At 63.1% G+C, this 16,270-nt stretch carries 18 protein-coding genes, 1 tRNA gene and 1 pseudogene; 7 read left to right on the top strand and 13 right to left on the bottom strand.

Annotation, left to right across the window (positions count from 1 at the left end):
* Positions 1–11: 11 nt before the first annotated feature.
* Together XI08_RS35845 and XI08_RS35840 are read right to left on the bottom strand one after the other, a co-directional pair.
* Positions 12–2,060 (bottom strand): acetoacetate--CoA ligase, encoded by a 2,049-nt coding sequence (locus XI08_RS35845; protein WP_271578024.1) that lies wholly within the window; start codon positions 2,058–2,060, stop codon positions 12–14.
* Positions 2,061–2,341: 281 nt separating this feature from the next.
* Positions 2,342–2,569: a hypothetical protein gene (locus tag XI08_RS35840; RefSeq protein WP_027542918.1), complete on the bottom strand. Its 228-nt coding sequence runs from the start codon at positions 2,567–2,569 to the stop codon at positions 2,342–2,344.
* A 528-nt stretch (positions 2,570–3,097) separates the two neighbouring features.
* Between XI08_RS35840 and XI08_RS35835 the strand changes: the two genes are divergently transcribed.
* The 3 genes from XI08_RS35835 to XI08_RS35825 all read left to right on the top strand — a co-directional run bounded on the left by XI08_RS35835 (position 3,098) and on the right by XI08_RS35825 (position 5,355).
* Entirely contained in the window at positions 3,098–3,544 is a 447-nt protein-coding gene (locus tag XI08_RS35835) for an outer membrane protein (protein WP_271578023.1), read from the top strand.
* Positions 3,545–3,722: 178 nt separating this feature from the next.
* A complete protein-coding gene (locus XI08_RS35830) occupies positions 3,723–4,820 on the top strand; it encodes an AI-2E family transporter (protein ID WP_271578022.1) in 1,098 nt (365 codons plus the stop codon).
* A gap of 145 nt (positions 4,821–4,965) precedes the next feature.
* Positions 4,966–5,355, top strand: a complete 390-nt coding sequence (locus XI08_RS35825) for an NUDIX hydrolase (RefSeq protein WP_027542915.1) — start codon at positions 4,966–4,968, stop codon at positions 5,353–5,355.
* A 143-nt stretch (positions 5,356–5,498) separates the two neighbouring features.
* On the opposite strand, the gene XI08_RS46470 is transcribed toward XI08_RS35825, so the two are convergent.
* Both XI08_RS46470 and XI08_RS35815 read right to left on the bottom strand, forming a co-directional pair.
* Complete coding sequence (locus tag XI08_RS46470) at positions 5,499–5,675, bottom strand: hypothetical protein (RefSeq protein ID WP_371089943.1); 177 nt, start codon at positions 5,673–5,675, stop codon at positions 5,499–5,501.
* A 311-nt stretch (positions 5,676–5,986) separates the two neighbouring features.
* Complete coding sequence (locus XI08_RS35815; protein WP_271578021.1) at positions 5,987–6,226, bottom strand: hypothetical protein; 240 nt, start codon at positions 6,224–6,226, stop codon at positions 5,987–5,989.
* A 583-nt stretch (positions 6,227–6,809) separates the two neighbouring features.
* Between XI08_RS35815 and XI08_RS35810 the strand changes: the two genes are divergently transcribed.
* Positions 6,810–9,914: a DEAD/DEAH box helicase gene (locus XI08_RS35810; protein ID WP_271578170.1), complete on the top strand. Its 3,105-nt coding sequence runs from the start codon at positions 6,810–6,812 to the stop codon at positions 9,912–9,914.
* A gap of 92 nt (positions 9,915–10,006) precedes the next feature.
* On the opposite strand, the gene XI08_RS35805 is transcribed toward XI08_RS35810, so the two are convergent.
* Together XI08_RS35805 and XI08_RS35800 are read right to left on the bottom strand one after the other, a co-directional pair.
* Positions 10,007–10,249, bottom strand: coding sequence for a hypothetical protein (locus XI08_RS35805; RefSeq protein WP_092181558.1), 243 nt, complete (start codon positions 10,247–10,249; stop codon positions 10,007–10,009).
* Positions 10,250–10,376: 127 nt separating this feature from the next.
* On the bottom strand, positions 10,377–10,547 hold the full coding sequence (locus tag XI08_RS35800) for a hypothetical protein (RefSeq protein ID WP_271578020.1): 171 nt from the start codon (positions 10,545–10,547) through the stop codon (positions 10,377–10,379).
* Positions 10,548–10,822: 275 nt separating this feature from the next.
* Between XI08_RS35800 and XI08_RS35795 the strand changes: the two genes are divergently transcribed.
* Positions 10,823–11,491 (top strand): hypothetical protein, encoded by a 669-nt coding sequence (locus XI08_RS35795; protein WP_271578169.1) that lies wholly within the window; start codon positions 10,823–10,825, stop codon positions 11,489–11,491.
* A gap of 528 nt (positions 11,492–12,019) precedes the next feature.
* On the opposite strand, the gene XI08_RS35790 is transcribed toward XI08_RS35795, so the two are convergent.
* Positions 12,020–12,256 (bottom strand): hypothetical protein, encoded by a 237-nt coding sequence (locus tag XI08_RS35790; protein WP_442869891.1) that lies wholly within the window; start codon positions 12,254–12,256, stop codon positions 12,020–12,022.
* Positions 12,257–12,327: 71 nt separating this feature from the next.
* On the opposite strand from XI08_RS35790, the gene XI08_RS35785 reads away from it, so the two are divergent.
* Positions 12,328–12,690 (top strand): winged helix-turn-helix domain-containing protein, encoded by a 363-nt coding sequence (locus tag XI08_RS35785; protein WP_271578018.1) that lies wholly within the window; start codon positions 12,328–12,330, stop codon positions 12,688–12,690.
* 12 nt (positions 12,691–12,702) lie between these two features.
* Here XI08_RS35785 and XI08_RS35780 read toward each other — a convergent pair whose 3' ends face one another.
* A complete protein-coding gene (locus tag XI08_RS35780; RefSeq protein ID WP_271578017.1) occupies positions 12,703–13,050 on the bottom strand; it encodes a hypothetical protein in 348 nt (115 codons plus the stop codon).
* A 518-nt stretch (positions 13,051–13,568) separates the two neighbouring features.
* Between XI08_RS35780 and XI08_RS35775 the strand changes: the two genes are divergently transcribed.
* On the top strand, positions 13,569–13,898 hold the full coding sequence (locus XI08_RS35775; RefSeq protein WP_271578016.1) for a hypothetical protein: 330 nt from the start codon (positions 13,569–13,571) through the stop codon (positions 13,896–13,898).
* 52 nt (positions 13,899–13,950) lie between these two features.
* Here the strand turns inward: XI08_RS35775 and XI08_RS35770 are convergent, their stop codons facing one another.
* The 5 genes and pseudogenes from XI08_RS35770 to XI08_RS35755 form a co-directional block, all read right to left on the bottom strand.
* Positions 13,951–14,268, bottom strand: a complete 318-nt coding sequence (locus XI08_RS35770; protein ID WP_271578015.1) for a hypothetical protein — start codon at positions 14,266–14,268, stop codon at positions 13,951–13,953.
* Complete coding sequence (locus XI08_RS46465) at positions 14,265–14,534, bottom strand: AbiTii domain-containing protein (RefSeq protein WP_442869895.1); 270 nt, start codon at positions 14,532–14,534, stop codon at positions 14,265–14,267. The genes XI08_RS35770 and XI08_RS46465 overlap by 4 nt, the downstream gene beginning before the upstream one ends.
* Positions 14,535–15,136: 602 nt before the next feature.
* The gene (locus XI08_RS35765; RefSeq protein ID WP_271578014.1) at positions 15,137–15,319 is read right to left on the bottom strand and encodes a hypothetical protein; all 183 of its coding nucleotides are present in this window, start codon (positions 15,317–15,319) and stop codon (positions 15,137–15,139) included.
* 170 nt (positions 15,320–15,489) lie between these two features.
* Positions 15,490–15,760, bottom strand: a pseudogene (locus XI08_RS35760) (hypothetical protein).
* Between the two features lie 311 nt (positions 15,761–16,071).
* Positions 16,072–16,147 (bottom strand) — tRNA-Lys (locus tag XI08_RS35755).
* Between the last annotated feature and the right edge of the window lie 123 nt (positions 16,148–16,270).

Genomic DNA, 16,270 nt, shown 5'->3' with positions numbered 1-16,270 from the left:
GGCGATCCCCTTCAGGCCGCGTTCCGCGCCAGATAGTCGCGCGCGAAGGCGAGGTACCAGTCGAGGCAGGCGGGATTGGCCATCGCCTCCTTGTTGATGACCTTCTCGACGGGGTGGCCGAGCAGCAGCTTCTTGATCGGCAGCTCCTGCTTCTTGCCCGACAGCGTGCGCGGGATCTCGGCGACGGCGAAGATCTCGTTCGGCAGGAAGCGGCGTGACAGGCCGGCCTCGATCGCCTTGTTGATCTTGGAGCGCATCGCGTCGTCGAACGCGACGCCGTCGCGCAGTACCACGAAAAGCGGCATGTAGCTGTCGCGGCCGAGATATTCGAGGTCGACGACGAGGGAGTCCAGCACCTCCGGCAGCGCCTCGATCGCGGAATAGAGCTCGCTCGTGCCCATGCGCAGGCCGTGCCGGTTGATGGTGGCATCGCTGCGGCCATAGATGATGCAGGAGCCGTCCGGATCGACCTTGAGCCAGTCGCCGTGCCGCCACACCGGCCCGCGGCCGCTGCCGTCGAAATTGTCGGGATAGGTCTCGAAATAACTGGAGCGATAGCGCGCATCGCCCTCGTCGTTCCAGAAGTAGAGCGGCATCGACGGCATCGGCTCGGTGCAGACGAGCTCGCCGACCTCGCCCGTGACGGCGCGGCCCTGTTCGCTGAAGGCTTCGACGGCGGCGCCGAGCAGGCGGCACTGCATCGCGCCGGGCGTCTGCGGCAATTCGCGGTTGCCGCCGATGAACGCGCCGGCGAAATCGGTGCCGCCGGAAATGTTCGCCCACCAGATGTCCGCCTGCGCCTTGCTGCCATTGGTCTTCGACAGAGCCGCGAAGCGGTCGTTGAACCAGGCTTGCGTGTCGGCGCTGAGCGGCGAGCCGGTCGAGCCGAGACAGCGCAGCCGCGACAGATCGCCGGCGGCGGCGAGATCGATTTCGGCCTTGGCGCAGTTGGCGAAGAACGCCGCGCCCGCGCCGAAGAAGGTCGCCTTCGACTGCGCCACGAAGCGCCACAGCGTGGTCCAGTCCGGCTTGTCCTTGGTGCCGCCGGGGCTGCCGTCGAAGATGCAGCAGGTGGCGCCGCTGAGCAGGCCGCCGACTTGCGAATTCCACATGATCCAGCCGGTCGAAGAGTACCAGTGATAGCGCTCGCCGAAGGAGTTCTGGTGATAGGAGCAGCCGATGTCGTTGTGCAGGCCGAGCAGCGCCAGCACCACGATGACGATGCCGCCATGGCCGTGCACGATCGGCTTGGGCAGGCCGGTGGTGCCGCTGGAATAGACGATCCAGAGCGGATGTTCGAACGGCAGCCAGGCCGGCTCGAACGCGTCGATCGCAGCGCTGGTCCTTGCGACAATCTCGGAGAGCAGGGCATCCGGTGCGGCGGCAGCATCAGCCTCGCTGTGCAGGATGACATGCTCGAGCGTGGGCAGCGATCGCCGCAGCTCGGCGACAATGTCGCGCCGGTCGTGCTGCCGGCCGGCATAGGTGACAGCGTCGCAGGCGATCAGCACTTTGGGTTCGATCTGCTTGAAGCGATCGATCACGGCGGGCGCCGCCATATCGGGTGCGCAGACGCTCCAGACCGCACCTAAGCTGGCGGTCGCGAGAAATGCGATGATGGTCTCGGGGATGTTGGGCAGATAGGCCGCGACGCGGTCGCCGGGCTTGATGCCGTTATCCTTCAGATGCAGCGCGAGCGCGGCCGCCTTGCGCCGCAGCTCCGGCCAGCTCGTTTCCCTCAGCCTGCCGTCCTCGCCGCCGCTGACGATCGCGGGCAGTCCAGCGGCGTCGGCCGCCTCGACATGCCGGAACACCTGCCGGGCATAGTTGACTTGTGCGCCGGGAAACCAGACCGCGCCGGGCATCTTGCGCTCGGTGATCACCGCCGCGAACGGCGTCGGCGATTGCAGATCGTAATAATCCCAGATGCTGCGCCAGAAACCGTCGAGATCGCGCACCGACCATTGCCGCATCTCCTCGTAGCTGCCGAAGCTGAAGTCGCGCTGCTCGGCGAGCCAGTTGCGATAGAGCGCGATCTGGGGAACGAAGGGTGCGGTCATTGCGTGTCGCGTTGGATTGCGGGGAAGGGGAGTTTAGCCGGCGACGGGACGCAGCAGAAGCCGGAGTTCGCGCAGCTGGTATTGACGAGATCATGGATCGCGGTCCTCGAAAGGACGACGTCGGTAGAACGCTACTGTTCAACATCGTCATTGCGAGCGCAGCGAAGCTCGTAGCCCGGATGGAGCGAAGCGCAATCCGGGGAGGTCGCGCAATGCGGCGACAGCGGTCCCGGATTTCGCTGCGCTCCATCCGGGCTAAGACACACCTGTAAAGCTGTCGCCTACCACCCAACTCCCGCCCATCGCCGTCCAAACACCGGCGGCTTCGTCTTCACGGCTTGCCAGCCGAAGAAGTGATGCTTGCCGGACCATGCGTGCACCACGCCGCTGCAGATTCTGCACTTGAAGCTGCCGGAATGCGCCTCGCTGTGCTCTTCCCTTGTCGCGGTGTAGTTCATGCTGCAACCCGCGCAGGTGAATTCTTCGGTCGTCCAGATGCTGTTGGCCATTGCAAACTCAGTGTCCCCAGATGCTTGGCGAGAAGGGTACGAGCGAGCCTTTGCACCGGCGTAAACCGGTCGGCGGAAATCCGGTTAATCACCGTTAGCCAAACCCGTCTTCGGACGCAGATCTTGCAGGATTTTCCCGGGTCGCGGAGCGCCGGTCAGTCCAAGTCGCGCCGCCGACGGGTCCAAGCGCGCGCCTGATCCGGCAGCTAGATTTCACCCGGGTCGCCTCGGTTGGAAGGCGCATCAATGGGGGTGAGATCATGGGGACGAAGCTCGTTTTGACGGCTGCGCTGTTGTCGCTGGCAACGCCGGCATTCGCCGCGGATATCATCGCACCCGCGCCGGTGAAGGCGCCGGTGGCGGCTCAAATCTTCAGCTGGACCGGCTTCTACATCGGCGCGCATGGTGGCGGCGCCTGGAGCAAGTGGACCGGCATCGACCCGGCCGATCCGACGGCGACCTGGAGCTCGGTCACGGCCAGCGGCGGCGTGGTCGGCGGCCAGATCGGCGGCAACTACCAGATCAGCAATGTCGTGCTGGGCCTCGAGGGCACCGGCGCCTGGTCCAGCGTCACGCAGCAACAGCCCGTTTGGCGGCGGCGCCGGCTTCATCTTCTCGTTGAAGAACGACTATATCGCCACGGTGGCCGGCCGCTTCGGCGTCGCCTTCGACCGCGTGCTGCTCTATGCCAAGGGCGGTGCGGCCTTCACCCGGGACAAATACTACGTGAACAATGGACTTGCCGGCGCACTCGCCGGTTCCGCCTCGGGCAGCTTTAACCGCACCGGCTGGCTCGCCGGCGGCGGCGTCGAGTGGATGTTCATGCCGAACTGGTCGGTGAGGGCCGAGTACAACTACATGAGCTTTGGCGCGATCACCGAACAGCCGGTGACGACAGGCAATCTGGTGGCGACGCCCGCCAACGTGAAGCTGAACATCCAGACCGGAACGGTGGGCGTGAACTACCACTTCTAGCCGCGCCGGCGTCGCCGCAGAATCAGTCGCAGGTCTGGTCAGGCCGCTTGTCCCGGTCATGTGTCCCGGGTACAGGCCCGGGCGCGAGCCCGCCTCGTCTTGACGCCCGGCCCGGGGCTGGCAATAACGGCTTGCCCGTGCAAGAGCCGGAACCCGCGTCGATGCCGCAAGGAAGGTCGTGCCCGTGAAAAGTCTCCGTCAGCTCCTGACGGGAGAGGACATCATCCAGCTCGTGATCCGGCTCGGCCTGCTCGCCCTGCTGATCATCTGGACCTTCCTGATCATCCGCCCGTTCGTGCCGATCCTGGCCTGGAGCGGCGTGCTCGCGGTCGCGTTCTACCCGGCCTTCAGCTGGGTCGCGAAAATCCTCGGCGGGCGGCCCAAGACCGCGGCGGCGATCCTCACCTTGATCACGCTCGGCATCGTCATCGGCCCTGCAACCTGGCTCGGCATCAGCGCGGTGGACGGCGCGCGCGAACTGGCGCACCAGCTCGGTACCGGCGACCTCGCGCTCCAGTCGGCGCCGGAGCAGCTGAAGTCGTGGCCGATCGTCGGCCCGTGGCTCTACGAACTCTGGGACCAGGCCTATACCAACATCCGCGCGGTGCTGCGGGAAGTGGCGCCGTATCTCCAGCCGCTGGCGGGGCCGCTCTTGTCGCTCGCGGGCGATGCCGGCGTCGGCACGCTTCAGTTTCTGGTCTCGGTGTTCGTGGCCGGCTTCCTGTTCCCGCATGGACCGAGACTGGTTGCGGCCGGCCGCGGCTTCCTGTTTCGCATCGTGCCCGAACAGAGCGAGCATTTCCTGGGGCTCGCCGGCGCGACCATCCGCGCCGTGGCGCAAGGCGTGATCGGCGTCGCGATCGTGCAGGCACTGCTCGCCGGCATCGGCTTCAAGCTCGCGGCCGTGCCGAGCGCCGGCCTTCTCGCCTTCCTCGTGCTGCTGCTCTCGATCGTGCAGATCGGCGCCTTCCTGGTGCTGCTGCCGGTGATCATCTGGATCTGGACCGCCAAGGACGTCACCACGGCGCTGCTGCTCACGGTGTTTCTCGTCCTGGTCGGCTTCATCGACACGATGTTGAAGCCGCTCGTGATGGGGCGTGGCCTGACCACGCCGACCATCGTGATCTTCGTCGGCGTGATCGGCGGCACGCTCGCCCATGGCATCGTCGGCCTGTTCATCGGGCCGATCATCCTGTCCGTGGCCTGGGAGATGATGATGGCCTGGATCAGGACAGAGGACCGCGCGGAGGCGGGCGCGAGGGCGGGCGAAGGCTGATCTCGCGCCCTCGAACGGCGCGATCTGCCCGCCGTGTCGCAGCTGGTCCGACGGCCCGCGGCCTGTGATCAGGGCGCGTCCCGAACTTGTCTATCCGACTAGACAAGTTACGATCAGGACGATTCTATTTTCGATTGCGGCAGTAATGGCGAAGTCTTCCAAGCTGGTCGCCGCCAAGCGCGGCAAGGTATTGTTGGTCAGACGCCGGTCGGACGGCCTGTGGATGTTCCCGGGCGGCCGCAAACGCGCGCGCGAGTCCGAGAAGGACTGCCTGCGGCGGGAGATCAAGGAGGAGCTGCCCGAGCTGAAGCTCGGCAGGATCAGCCTCTGGAAGGAAGTGAAGGCCAGGAACAAGCGCTCCGGCCGCAAGATGAGCGATGCGATCTTCATCGCCAAAGGCGCCAAGGGCAGGCTCGCGATCGGCGACAAGAAGGAGATCGACCGCGCCGCCTGGCAGAAGCCGCGCGGCATCCGCCTGACCCCGACCTCGCGCTATATCCGCGACCGCCTGTTTCCGCGGAAGCGGCAGCGGTAAGCCAAAGCACGATGAGATCAGGTTTGATCGTCGCGGCAACGGAGGTGCGCTCGCTCTCACGCTCTTGTCCGCCGAAGCCTTGGCGAAGGCTGGGAGGTCGAACGAGCCAGCGGCCAATCAATTCAACCTATGGCCGTTTCGCTTTAGTCCTCCCGGTCCACCGAACGGCCCCGCCCGGCGAATGATCGCGCCGCGCGCGGCTCCGGCGCGACGCGCCTTGCCGCCTCGGCCTCGCGCTGCTCCTTGCGGGCCTTGCGCGCATTGCGCATTGCGCGCCTGACGAAAGGGTGCTGCGAATCCTCGGCGAAGAACAGCACCACCTCGCAACTCGGACATTGCCTGGAATAGCCGTCCTGCAACCGTCCCGCGCGATCGCGGAACACGGACTTGCAGCGCGTGCACTGAATCTGGACGAAACTCATACGCGACCGACAATGACCGATGGAAATGGATCGTCAGGTGATCGCAAATGTCTGAAGAAAGCCTGAAGGCTTTGGCGGCATTCCGAGAGGTCTCGTCGCAGCCAATGTCGTGCGCACGAACGCGATGCTCGCAAAACGCGGCCAGGCGTCATCGGCCCGTCGCGACTGGCGGCGCGGGGAGCCCGTTGGAGCTGTCAATCAGCCAACCGCTATTGCTTGGCCGCGATCGTGTCCAGGCAATGGTTGAGAAAGGCGGTGCGATCCCTCGGTAGCACCTTCTCCAGATCCGCCTTCAGCGCGCATTCGCGTTGCCGCAACTGCTCGGCGCGGCGCTTCTCGGCCGCCTCGCGGTATTCAGGGGCAACCTTGTTCGGATCGACCAGCGGCTGCGAGCGGGCGGGGGCCGTCGCAAGGAGTGCGATGGCGGCGATGAAAATGAATGGTTTCAAATGAGCCTCCGTAAAATGGGGCATCCTAGCGCGCGGCGTGTGCAGGTTCAAACCGGAGGCGCGGTACCCCGTTCCGCATTGATCGGGCCGCGCCAACAACCAACAAGGCGTGTGAACCAGTTCACACGCGCGCGGCGCATTCGCTGCTATGAAAGCGTCATTGCCTGACCAATTCATATTTTGACGAAACACCCCAGCGTCCAAGCGCTGGGGTTTTTCGTGCCGGCCATGCGAGGAGGGCGCGCTCGATCGCAGCAGCCCTTGGATCCAGAGAAGCCGATCCCGCGCCGCGTCGGAAGCGGCGAGTTCCCCGTCCGTAGGGCGATCAACAGCCAAAGATTTCGGGAGCGCAATGGCGCTCCAAACGTTGCCACGAGGCGTGCGTTGGCAGGGCAAATCCCATATGCATGGCGGCGAGCAGCGAATCGACAATGCGGCGGCTCGCGTTCGGTGGGTGACAGTTTACGACCAGAGACGGATTCAAGTGAGGCTTACCAAAAAGGCGAAGGCGACCAAGACATCGCCAAAGAAAGGCAAAGGGTCGCAGCGCGCCACGATCTCGTCTTCGTCGCCCCTCGGTTCGATGGCGCTCCATCTGCTTGCACAATGGAAGCAGTCCGGACGCAGCGGCATCGTTTTTCTCGCCGAGAGCGAGAACAGGGCGGAGCGGCTCGGCAGCGTCATTCACGCGCTCGATCCCTCCTGCGAGGTCCTGGTGTTTCCGCGATTGAACACTTTGCCGTTCGATCAGCTCGAGCCGTCCCACGAACTCGCAGGGCGCAGAGCCTCCGTGCTACGACGCCTCGCAAAATCCAGGAAGCCGCTCTTTCTGGTCTCGACGGCGGAAGCCGTGATGGAGCGCCTGCCGCCGCCTGCGAGCCTGTCGCGCCTGAGCGTGAGCTTGAAGGTGGGCGGCGCGTTTTCCGAGCGCGACCTGCGCGGGCGCCTCGAAGCCCTGGGATACGATCTGGAGGACGAGCCGGACTATCCGGGCGGAGCCCTGTTTCACGGGCAGACCTTCGAGATATTTCCCGCGGGCGCGCTGGGGCCGTTCCGGATCGAGCATTCAGGCCGCGCGATCAGCCGGATCGTGGCGTTCGACCCGAAAGAGCACGACATCATCTTCGAGACCAGCGAGCTTCTCGTCGACCCCATGTCGGAGCGGCTCGGCTTCGCCGGCAAACGCGGCAAGCGCGCGACGCTGTTCGACTATTGCGGGCGCGCCAAATGGATCGCCGATGCAGGCGTCCCGCTGCACGTCGACGGCTGGCTGAGCACGATCGAGGAGACCGCGCCTCGTGCGGAGAGAGAGCGCGAATACATCGGACGGCGCGACTGGAAGCAGCTCTCCAGGGGCATGAAGGTGTTGCCGCGGACGGCGTCCTTCCAGCCCATCCCGGAGTTTTCGAAGCTGACTTCCGCCAGGAAGGCGCTCCGTGCCTTCGTCGAGGAGACGCGGCGGGCCGGTTCGCGGCTGATCCTGGTCGCGGCGCAGGAGGACGACCTGCGCGTGATGGAGCGGATGAGCGGCGTCAAGGCGCCGCGCTGCGCGGACTGGGACGCGGCGGCGCGCGGGCGGGGCGGCGATGCGGCGCTTCTGGCCGATCTCGATGCGGGTTTCGTCGTGCCGGGGAAAAAGTCTCTCGTTGTCGTGACCGCGTCCGACGTGCTCGGCAGCCGGGCGCATCATCCGCAGCCGATGGCGCGGGCCTGGAGCGCGGCCTTCGACCATGCCGACGTGCCCGAGCAGGGCACGGTGGTCGTGCATCTCCAGCGCGGCCTTGCCGTGCTCGACGGCCTGCAGACCGTGAATACGGGCGGCGGCGCGCTGCGCGAGATGATCCGCCTGGTGTTCGCGGGCGACAACGCGGTTCTCGTGCCGCCACCCGATCTGGCCCTGATGTGGCCCTACGCGACCGAGCCGGGCAAGCTGGCGCTCGACAAGGCGGACGGCAGCTCCTGGTGGGCCCGCCGCACCGAGGCCGAGCGCGAAATCCAGATCGCCGGCAAGGCGCTGGCCAAGCACATCAGCCAGCGCCGAAGGCGGCGCGCCGAAAAGCTGGTTCCGCCGGGATCGGCCTATGAGAAGTTCGTCGCGCGCTTTCCTTATTTCACGACGATCGATCAGGCCAAGGCGATCCGCGACGTGCTGGATGATCTTGCATCCGGCCATCCGATGGACCGGGTGATCTGCGGCGATGTGGGATTTGGCAAGACCGAGGTGGCGCTACGGGCCGCCGCCGCCGTGGTGCTGTCGGGCAAGCAGGTGGCGATCGCGGTGCCGACGACGGTGCTGGCACGCCAGCACGTCGCAACGTTCCAGAAGCGCTTCGCCCCGTTCGGCATCGAAGTAGGAAACCTGTCGCGGGCGACTTCCGGCGCGGAGCTGCGGGAGACCAAGGAGGGACTGCGCAGCGGCCGCATCAAGGTCGTGGTCGGAACGCAGGCGCTGGGCGCGAAGGACGTGAAGTTCGACGATCTCGGCCTCGTCATCATCGACGAGGAGCAGCATTTTGGCGCGGCGGAGAAGGTCAGACTTTCCAGCCTTGCCAAGAATGTCCATGTGCTGATGATGAGCGCGACGCCGATCCCGCGCACGCTGGCCGCCGGCCTTGCCGGCTTCCGCGACCTCAGCGTGATCGCCTCGCCACCGGTGCACCGGCTCCCGGTCGCAACCAGGATTGCGCCGCTGTCGGATGCGGCCATTGCGTCGGCGTTGCTGCGCGAGCAGCGGCGCCACGGCCAGAGTTTTCTGATCTGTCCGCGCATCCAGGATCTGGATCCGATGCTGGCGCGGGTGCAGGCGGTGGCCGGCGATCTTCGCATCGTGTGCCTGCACGGCAGACTGGCTGCCGACGAGATCGACGACCGCATGATGAGCTTCGTCGAGGGCAGGGCCGACGTCCTGCTCGCGACCAACATCGTGGAGAGCGGCCTCGACATTCCGCGTGCGAACACCATCGTGGTCTGCTGGCCCGAGAAGTTCGGCCTTGCCCAGCTGCATCAGCTGCGCGGACGGGTCGGCCGTAGCGGCATCCGGGCGTTCGCCCATTTGCTGACCGAGACGAATTCCGGGCAGTCCGAGAAGCGGCTGGCCGTGCTCGAGGAGTTCAGCCGGCCCGGCGCCGGCTTTGCCATCAGCGAGCGCGATCTCGATCTCAGAGGTGCGGGCGACCTGTTTTCCGAGCAGCAATCCGGCCACGTCCAGGTGTTCGGGCCCGTGCTCTACAGCCACCTGCTGAAAATGGCCTCGGAGAAGGTCGATGAGGAGCGGGCCGCGGTGTGGGTGCCCGACCTGAACCTGCCGGTCGCGGACATGCTGCCCGAGACCTATGTGCACTCCGAGCCCGTGCGGCTCGAACTCTATGCGCGCGCCGCAAGATGCGGCAGCGAGGACGACCTCGTCGACCTCGAAGAGGAGACCTCCCGCCGCTTCGGCCCGCTGCCGAAAGTCGCGCGCGATTTCTTCGCCGCAGCGAAGCTCAGGCTCGAATGCAAGCGAAGGGGCATCATCCGGCTCGACGTCGGCCTCGGGGCGGTGGCCGCAACGTTCCTGCCCGGACGGTTGCGGAAGTCGAGAGGAAAGTCACTCCAGCGCGACGGCGATCGCGTCGTCTATCACAGCCAGATGCGCGATGCGCCGTTCGAGCGGGTGGAGGAGTTGTTCGAGGTGCTGGACGAGACGTGAGGGGCGGACGCGCCAGATGAACCTGGCCAAGTGCATCGGCCAGATGAATCGGCCAAGTGAATCAGACAGGTGAATCAGGCAGGCGGAGCCTGTCACTTCGAGGCGTGGTCGATCTTGTGCCCCAGATGCCCGGTGTCGTGATCGCGGCGCAGCTGGCTCAGCGACGTCTCGTTCAGCTGAAGCAGGACCTCGCTGAGCTGGGTCGCATCGGGATAGCCGGCCGCAAAACCCTTTCCGTAGATCTTGCGCAACGTGCCAACCAGCGTGTTGCCGTGCTTCTTGCTGATCCCGCCATCCTTGTCCCGATGGCGAGCGTCCAGGCCCGATTCCTTCATGGGTCTCTCCCTGTGCGGCGTCTTCAGCGCCTGGAGAGAGCGTGCTCCCAAATGGGTCGATTGGCAACGGCGCGGCGCGCCGGCGTCGAGCGCCGGTTCGTGCCATCGGGTGGCGAAGGCGGAGTGGCTAGGCGGCCTGCTCCTCAAACGAGGTGTATATCCGGCCGGTCGGATCAACGATCTGGACGTCCCAGCACCCGTCCTCGACCAGCTCCCTGGCCTTCTTGAGGGCGGCCGCAAGTGACAGCCGCTTCAGGCTGACGACGCCTGCCGTGTCGAAACCGTTGATTTCAAACATGCCGCTCCCTCCTGTTTTGCTGAATCTTACACTGTTTGAGGGTGTTGTCTCGCGGCTTTGTGGCGCTTCGATGCCGCCTGCTCCATGACCCGTTCCATCGGATGGACCCCGTAATCGGCCGGGGTGGCTGGGCCAGCCAGGTGGCCACGTCGCTAACGTGGAATTAATCCAAAAAGCTCACAATTTTAGACAGTTGTGTAGATGGGTGCTGCGTAAAGGAGGCGTCGCGAGGACGTTTCGGCGACGGCTTCCTTTTGCTCGCTCATTTGAGGTCGATACACGTGACCACGACATTCGAAGCGCCAGGCCTCGTCGAACAACTCGACCCTGCAGCACTTGCAGCCGCCGCAGCAGCATCCGAGCCCGCAGCCGCGGAAGCTCCAGTCCCGGTCAGGCGTTCCAGCCGGAAATCGCTCCTGGCATTGTCGGTGTGCGCCCTCGCCATCAACGGCTCGGCGGCGATCTATACGTCGCCATCCGATTTTTCGTCGCTGAATATCGGCAGTCTGGCCGAGCTGCTTCCGCGCCGGGAGGCTGCCGCGCCAAAGCCGGATCCGGTTGTCGCCGCCTTGAAGGATATCCAGTCGGCCCAGCAGCAACACACGGCTTCGCTGCAGGAGAACAGCCAGGCACTGCAGCAAAATGCAGCTCTGCTGCAGCAGGATTCAATGGTGCTCCTGTCGCTGCGACAGAGCATCACGGACGAACGGGTCGATGTGAGGAAGATATCTTCGCAATTGTCCACGCTGATTGCGAAGGTGGACTCGCTGCAAGGTGCAATGATGTCGGATGTCACATCCTCCATCCGAAGGGCGAACGCTCGCTATGGACTGTCCGCAGCGATGCGCAAACGGATGGTCCGGCAACCGCAATCCGTCGGGCCTGTTTCGGTGGGAGGAGCTCCGCTGAGTACGCCGGCTACGGTTTCGGCTCCGGAGAGCTGAGGATAGGGCCAGGCAAGGCGCTTGGGATGACTGACCTTCCAGCTCACGCTGGCGGGTCTTCCGGTCATGCCAAGCAGGCCATGATGGCGAGCACGACGTCGGCGCCCAGGTCGCCCGAGTACATCGTGAAAAGGATGCCGGCTCCAACAACAACAGCAAGGATTTTGAGAACGATCATCTTGAGATCCCCTCGTGAATGACGGGAGACTGCGCGCGGATTGTTTCCTGAGTGCTTCGCGTGATGCGGTAAACGGTTTCATTCACCGAGACGTTATCCGTGAGGGGCTGCCCGGCTCGGAAGGGCCGCAACAGGGAACCGCTGCGGTCCCTAGCTCGTTCGGTCGTTCGTTGCGCAAGAGTTTGCCGTTCCTGTCCGGAAGACTACTGCCAATGTTGGGAAACGAACAGAACGGCGCTCCGAGCTGTGAGTAAGCTTGGACCTGCTTGAGCTTCCCCAAGGTCCAAGCACCCACGGCCCCGGCCTCAACGCCCACCACGACACCCCACGGCCGGGGCCGTTTTTCCCCTCTATCGATATCCCATCGCCGGTGTCGGCAGCCCGTCCCTATTGAAGTCTGGCCGGACGTCAGCGCCGCGCTCGCCGCAGGCAGTGCAGATGAAGCGCCGCTCGATGTCGGACAGCCGCACGTCATCTGGCCAGCGGTTCGCGCTTAGCGCGGTAGAATGTCCGCAGCGGTAGTCAGCGCAATTGATCAGAACGCCCCGGACGCCCTTCTCACGCATCTCGCCGAAGGTGATCTTCACCGGGCGGCCATCGACGCAGGTTGGAATCGTCCGCTTTATCGGGCGAGGCATCCCGCCAAAAATGGTGCCGCATGCGCGGAGTCAAATTATCGGAAATTCCGGTGACAGTGCACTTAACGGGGCAGAATGCGCATTTGGTTGAGTGCACTGTCACCGTAACTCGGGCGAACGAGCGGGACGAGGATGCGTTACTGAAGACCATCGATCAGCATCCGCGCAAAAGCCGCCGCGATGTCGGCAAGCTGCTCGGGATGAGCGACAGCCGCGTGTACCGGCTCGCGCAAAAGCTGGAGCAACAAAAGCTGATCCGTTCAGAGCGCAGCGGTTGGACGTTGACCGGTGCCGGCGAGCGGGAGCTTAACGCCATGGATTCGCGTGGTTCAGGGGTGAACCAACCACCGCAGCGACAGGGTCATTTTGCGCCGCCGACGTAGGCTTCACAATCGTTATCGCCGGGCCCAGCCTATCAAGAAGCCAGTGGCCTTGTTTCTGAAGGCAGAAAGGGTAGGAGCCGCGAGCACACCCCGAAGCGGATCCATAATCGCGATGTAGTCGGTATTGTCCCGCTGAATGCCATAAGCGACGACTACATGAGCTGGGTTTTTCCCTTTCATTACTATGTAGACATGGTTCCCGGACGTCGCCACCAGAGGAAACATCTTTTCGTATACATAGTCGAACGTGAGGTCGGCTCTGTCGATTTCCTCGTATTCCATGTTGATCGAGAGGCTGTTTGCTATCTCATCGAAGTACCCGAGATCGAGCGCATTTCCATTGCAGTACATCTGAAACATTTGGATGATTGAGCTATATGACCAACTGACCCCGCGAGTGGCTTCAAGCCAGGAGCTAAGGGCGCAAGCCCAACATACGGGCAGTGAAACTTCGTCGTCGCCAGTTCCTATCGATGGTTGCTTCACAATTCGGGGTTTCGATAGACGATACGTGACCATCTGATACCCTCATTTCCGACAGCATGATCCTTTGCCGGATCAAAGCCTGTGATAATGTGTCTTCATTGTTGCTGCTAAGTTCAAGCGCGCGCAAGAATTGTATTGCCGCCGACCCGTCGCGGGACAGTTGAACCATAAACAATTGCCTGCGTGAGACCCGAAGCCGTTCTTCAATCCGCGCCACTCTTCGGCGTTGTCGCACTTCGTTTCAATCGCTTTCAAACGCGCTCACGATATTTAATCACGGGGTCTGAATTTCAACTGCTTGCATTGCTTTGCATATTTGATGTGAAACCGAAATGTCACTTTCGGGGGCCACTTTAGGGCCACATGGCGCAATTCGCGCCGGATTTTTGCAGATGAAAACGGGACCTAAATGCACCGTCTGCGCTCATGACGAGCGTTGGCGGATCGAACTGTTGCGTGCGGGCGGCGCCTCGCTCGACAGCCTGGCTACGAAGTTCGGACTGTCCAAGGACGCGGTCGGGCGACATTGGCACAATCACGTCAGCGCCGACATGAAGGCGTCCTATCTCGTCGGGCCGGCACAACTCGCCGACCTGGCCGCGAAAGCAGCGGACGAGGGCGCCTCCGTGGCTCTGTGCTTCAGCGAGCCGGGTGGGGCGCCCGTAGTGGCGAACAGCAACTTCAACCGGCCGATCCTGTATCCGAGAGCGGGGGTGGTGTGATGGCGCGTGGTGGAATCCAGAAGTTAAGCTTTGAGTTGGGCGCAGTGTGCACCTAGACCTTCGGCACGCCCGTGCCGAGCACTTGATGAAGCAATGCGAGCACGCCTTGTGCAACGAGACTGCCCGATGCTTTTACGATCACCTCCTGCAGTCGCTTGAGGGCTAGGCGCAGTAAGCTGGTGTCTTGATTTTGAATTTGAGCTTCGATGGCAGCCAGAGCTTGAGCCAGCTCTCTGCCGTCGACGCCTTCATTCGTGAGCGTGTGCGTATGTGCCTTGACCTGCGAGACCAAATTCCTAACGCGTTCGATACTTAGAGGTGCATGCGTTATATCGCCCGAATGAATCTCGGCGCCGATGTTGCCGGTCATTGAATGGATGGTATCCACGTTGATGATGGAATGAACCTTCCAGCGCGCTCTAACTCGATCGCCCAATCGAGAACGAGGTTGCGAACTGCATCAAGTATCCCGGCGAATGCTGAGTGCGGTATTGAGCAGCCGCCTTGTGTGAGTTGGGTGCCATTATGCTTCGATAGTGATTTCAGGATGTCGGCGGAATATTGTTTGATGAATTCGCCTGATGTCTTTGATAACAGGCTTTCTAATCTCGCTACGGAGTCCCCAACCGACGCAATGCGCAGAAACGGATTGGCACAGAAAAATGGCGCGCGATCTAATGATCGAAATGGTGGGCGGCGAGCCTGCGAAGCAGCTTCAGGAACAGTTCGCCTAGTTTACCTCAGCGATGGCCCGCCAGTTCACGCTAGCGGGCCACAATCGGCGTACAATTTTGGATTGTGCGACTAAGTTGTAGGTGCTACTTTTTCCCGGCTATGTGGAGCGAAATACTATTTCGTATAGCCGTTATCTGTTTAGGGCTCACACCTGTCGTGGCTCTAGCAGTGCTGACGTTCTGGAAGTAAGGCCGCCTCAGGTGGCGGTCAGTTTCAACATGGCGGGCCTACTCTTGGGCGCGATAGCCCGGGACGGCGAGCAGCTCTCTGATCCGTGCCACCTTCTTTTTGGCGCTGCTCGGTCCCTCTATGGTCTTCCGGATGTCCTCGACCAGACCCTCTAATCTCAGTCGATGCGCGCGGTCAGCTTCGCGGCGGCTGGCATCTGCAATCTCATCGAGAGCAACCATACGGCGAGTATTGCCGATTTTTCCCGATGCGTCAAAGCGCCGTTGGCGGACCCTGACCTGATCGGCTCCTCGAAAGGCCGCCTAAGCCCGCCTTCATCTGGTCCGCTTCACGCTGTCCGCGATTGCGCGTTCAACTTCTGAGGCGAGAACCGTCAGGTGATCAGCCAACTTCGTAAAAAGCTCTCGCTTCTTCGGGTCAGTCGCCAAGTCACGGATGAGGGCGCACTCAGCGGCATCTGTGCGGAGCTTTTCCAATTGAGCCTGCATGTCTTTCATTGCAGTTACTCCGTTCCCTGAGGGGAACCGTACTGCCAAGGTGTGAAAGCGAACAGAGCTGAATGCCGAATTTCCTAGGCTCGGGTCGCTGGATCGACGCAGTCCAGCACCTCCAGCGGCCCCGGCCTTCCTACCCCCTAGAGCCACGGCCGGGGCCGTCCTTTAAGTGGCTAACGATAGCCCCAGCCACCGAAAGGCGCTTTGGCGTTCCAGTCGAAGTCCGGCCGAACGTCGGCACCGCGAGTGGCAGACAAATCGCGGCTCGAGATCCGATAGCCTTACTTTGTCAGGCCAATGGTCGGCATCCAAGGCAACGTGATGGCCGCAATGGCAATAGACCAGCACGCCGCGCAAGCCCATCTCCCGCATCTCGCCGAAGGTGATCTTGACCGGGCGGCCGTCAACGAGCGTGGTCGTTTGGCGTCGGACAGGAGGAGGCATGCCGAGATCAAAGCGGTATCGTGAGCGCCTTGCAAATTATCGATTCCTAGCGGCTCGAGAAGCGCGCGAGCTACTGCCGGTCGTGGGTGTGGAGAGCCGCCGTTATTCGATCCCGGCGTCGTGCTGTTGGGCCTTCATGACGACTAGCAGCAGGCCGGTGACGGCGAGTGCAAGCAGCAGTAGGAGGGCGCCTCCGCCGATCATGAGTGCGGTCATGGTCGGTTCTCAGCGAGTGTGCACGGTGTGTGCATGCCCGGGAATCGGACTGCGATTTTGCTTTGATGTTTTGGGATTAAGTCTTTGATTTAGTTTGGTGAGCGCGCTGGGGCTCGAACCCAGGACCCCGTGATTAAAAGTCACGTGCTCTACCGGCTGAGCTACGCGCTCCCATGGCCGCTGATGGCTTCAAGAGATCACCATCGTCTTCGGTCATTTCGAGAAGCATGTCTTGCCGCAGCGCTTAAGCTCGCGTCGCGGGGAAAAACCGGCTGTTTCCGGATCATGCTTTCG

The organism is Bradyrhizobium sp. CCBAU 11361 (assembly GCF_028128935.1).
Classification (GTDB): domain Bacteria; phylum Pseudomonadota; class Alphaproteobacteria; order Rhizobiales; family Xanthobacteraceae; genus Bradyrhizobium; species Bradyrhizobium niftali.
This window is presented reverse-complemented; position numbering and strand designations above follow the sequence as displayed.

Bases quoted from the DNA above. Each gene is read 5' to 3' on its own strand.
- XI08_RS35780 (WP_271578017.1), bottom strand. From the start codon at position 13,050: ATGTTTCAGATGTACTGCAATGGAAATGCGCTCGATCTCGGGTACTTC.
- XI08_RS35805 (WP_092181558.1), bottom strand. From the start codon at position 10,249: ATGAAGGAATCGGGCCTGGACGCTCGCCATCGGGACAAGGATGGCGGG.
- XI08_RS35845 (WP_271578024.1), bottom strand. From the start codon at position 2,060: ATGACCGCACCCTTCGTTCCCCAGATCGCGCTCTATCGCAACTGGCTC.
- XI08_RS35835 (WP_271578023.1), top strand. From the start codon at position 3,098: ATGTCGTGCTGGGCCTCGAGGGCACCGGCGCCTGGTCCAGCGTCACGC.
- XI08_RS35765 (WP_271578014.1), bottom strand. From the start codon at position 15,319: ATGAAAGACATGCAGGCTCAATTGGAAAAGCTCCGCACAGATGCCGCT.
- XI08_RS35800 (WP_271578020.1), bottom strand. From the start codon at position 10,547: ATGTTTGAAATCAACGGTTTCGACACGGCAGGCGTCGTCAGCCTGAAG.
- XI08_RS35810 (WP_271578170.1), top strand. From the start codon at position 6,810: ATGGCGCTCCATCTGCTTGCACAATGGAAGCAGTCCGGACGCAGCGGC.
- XI08_RS35825 (WP_027542915.1), top strand. From the start codon at position 4,966: ATGGCGAAGTCTTCCAAGCTGGTCGCCGCCAAGCGCGGCAAGGTATTG.
- XI08_RS35775 (WP_271578016.1), top strand. From the start codon at position 13,569: ATGAAAACGGGACCTAAATGCACCGTCTGCGCTCATGACGAGCGTTGG.
- XI08_RS35770 (WP_271578015.1), bottom strand. From the start codon at position 14,268: ATGACCGGCAACATCGGCGCCGAGATTCATTCGGGCGATATAACGCAT.
- XI08_RS35840 (WP_027542918.1), bottom strand. From the start codon at position 2,569: ATGGCCAACAGCATCTGGACGACCGAAGAATTCACCTGCGCGGGTTGC.
- XI08_RS35785 (WP_271578018.1), top strand. From the start codon at position 12,328: ATGCGCGGAGTCAAATTATCGGAAATTCCGGTGACAGTGCACTTAACG.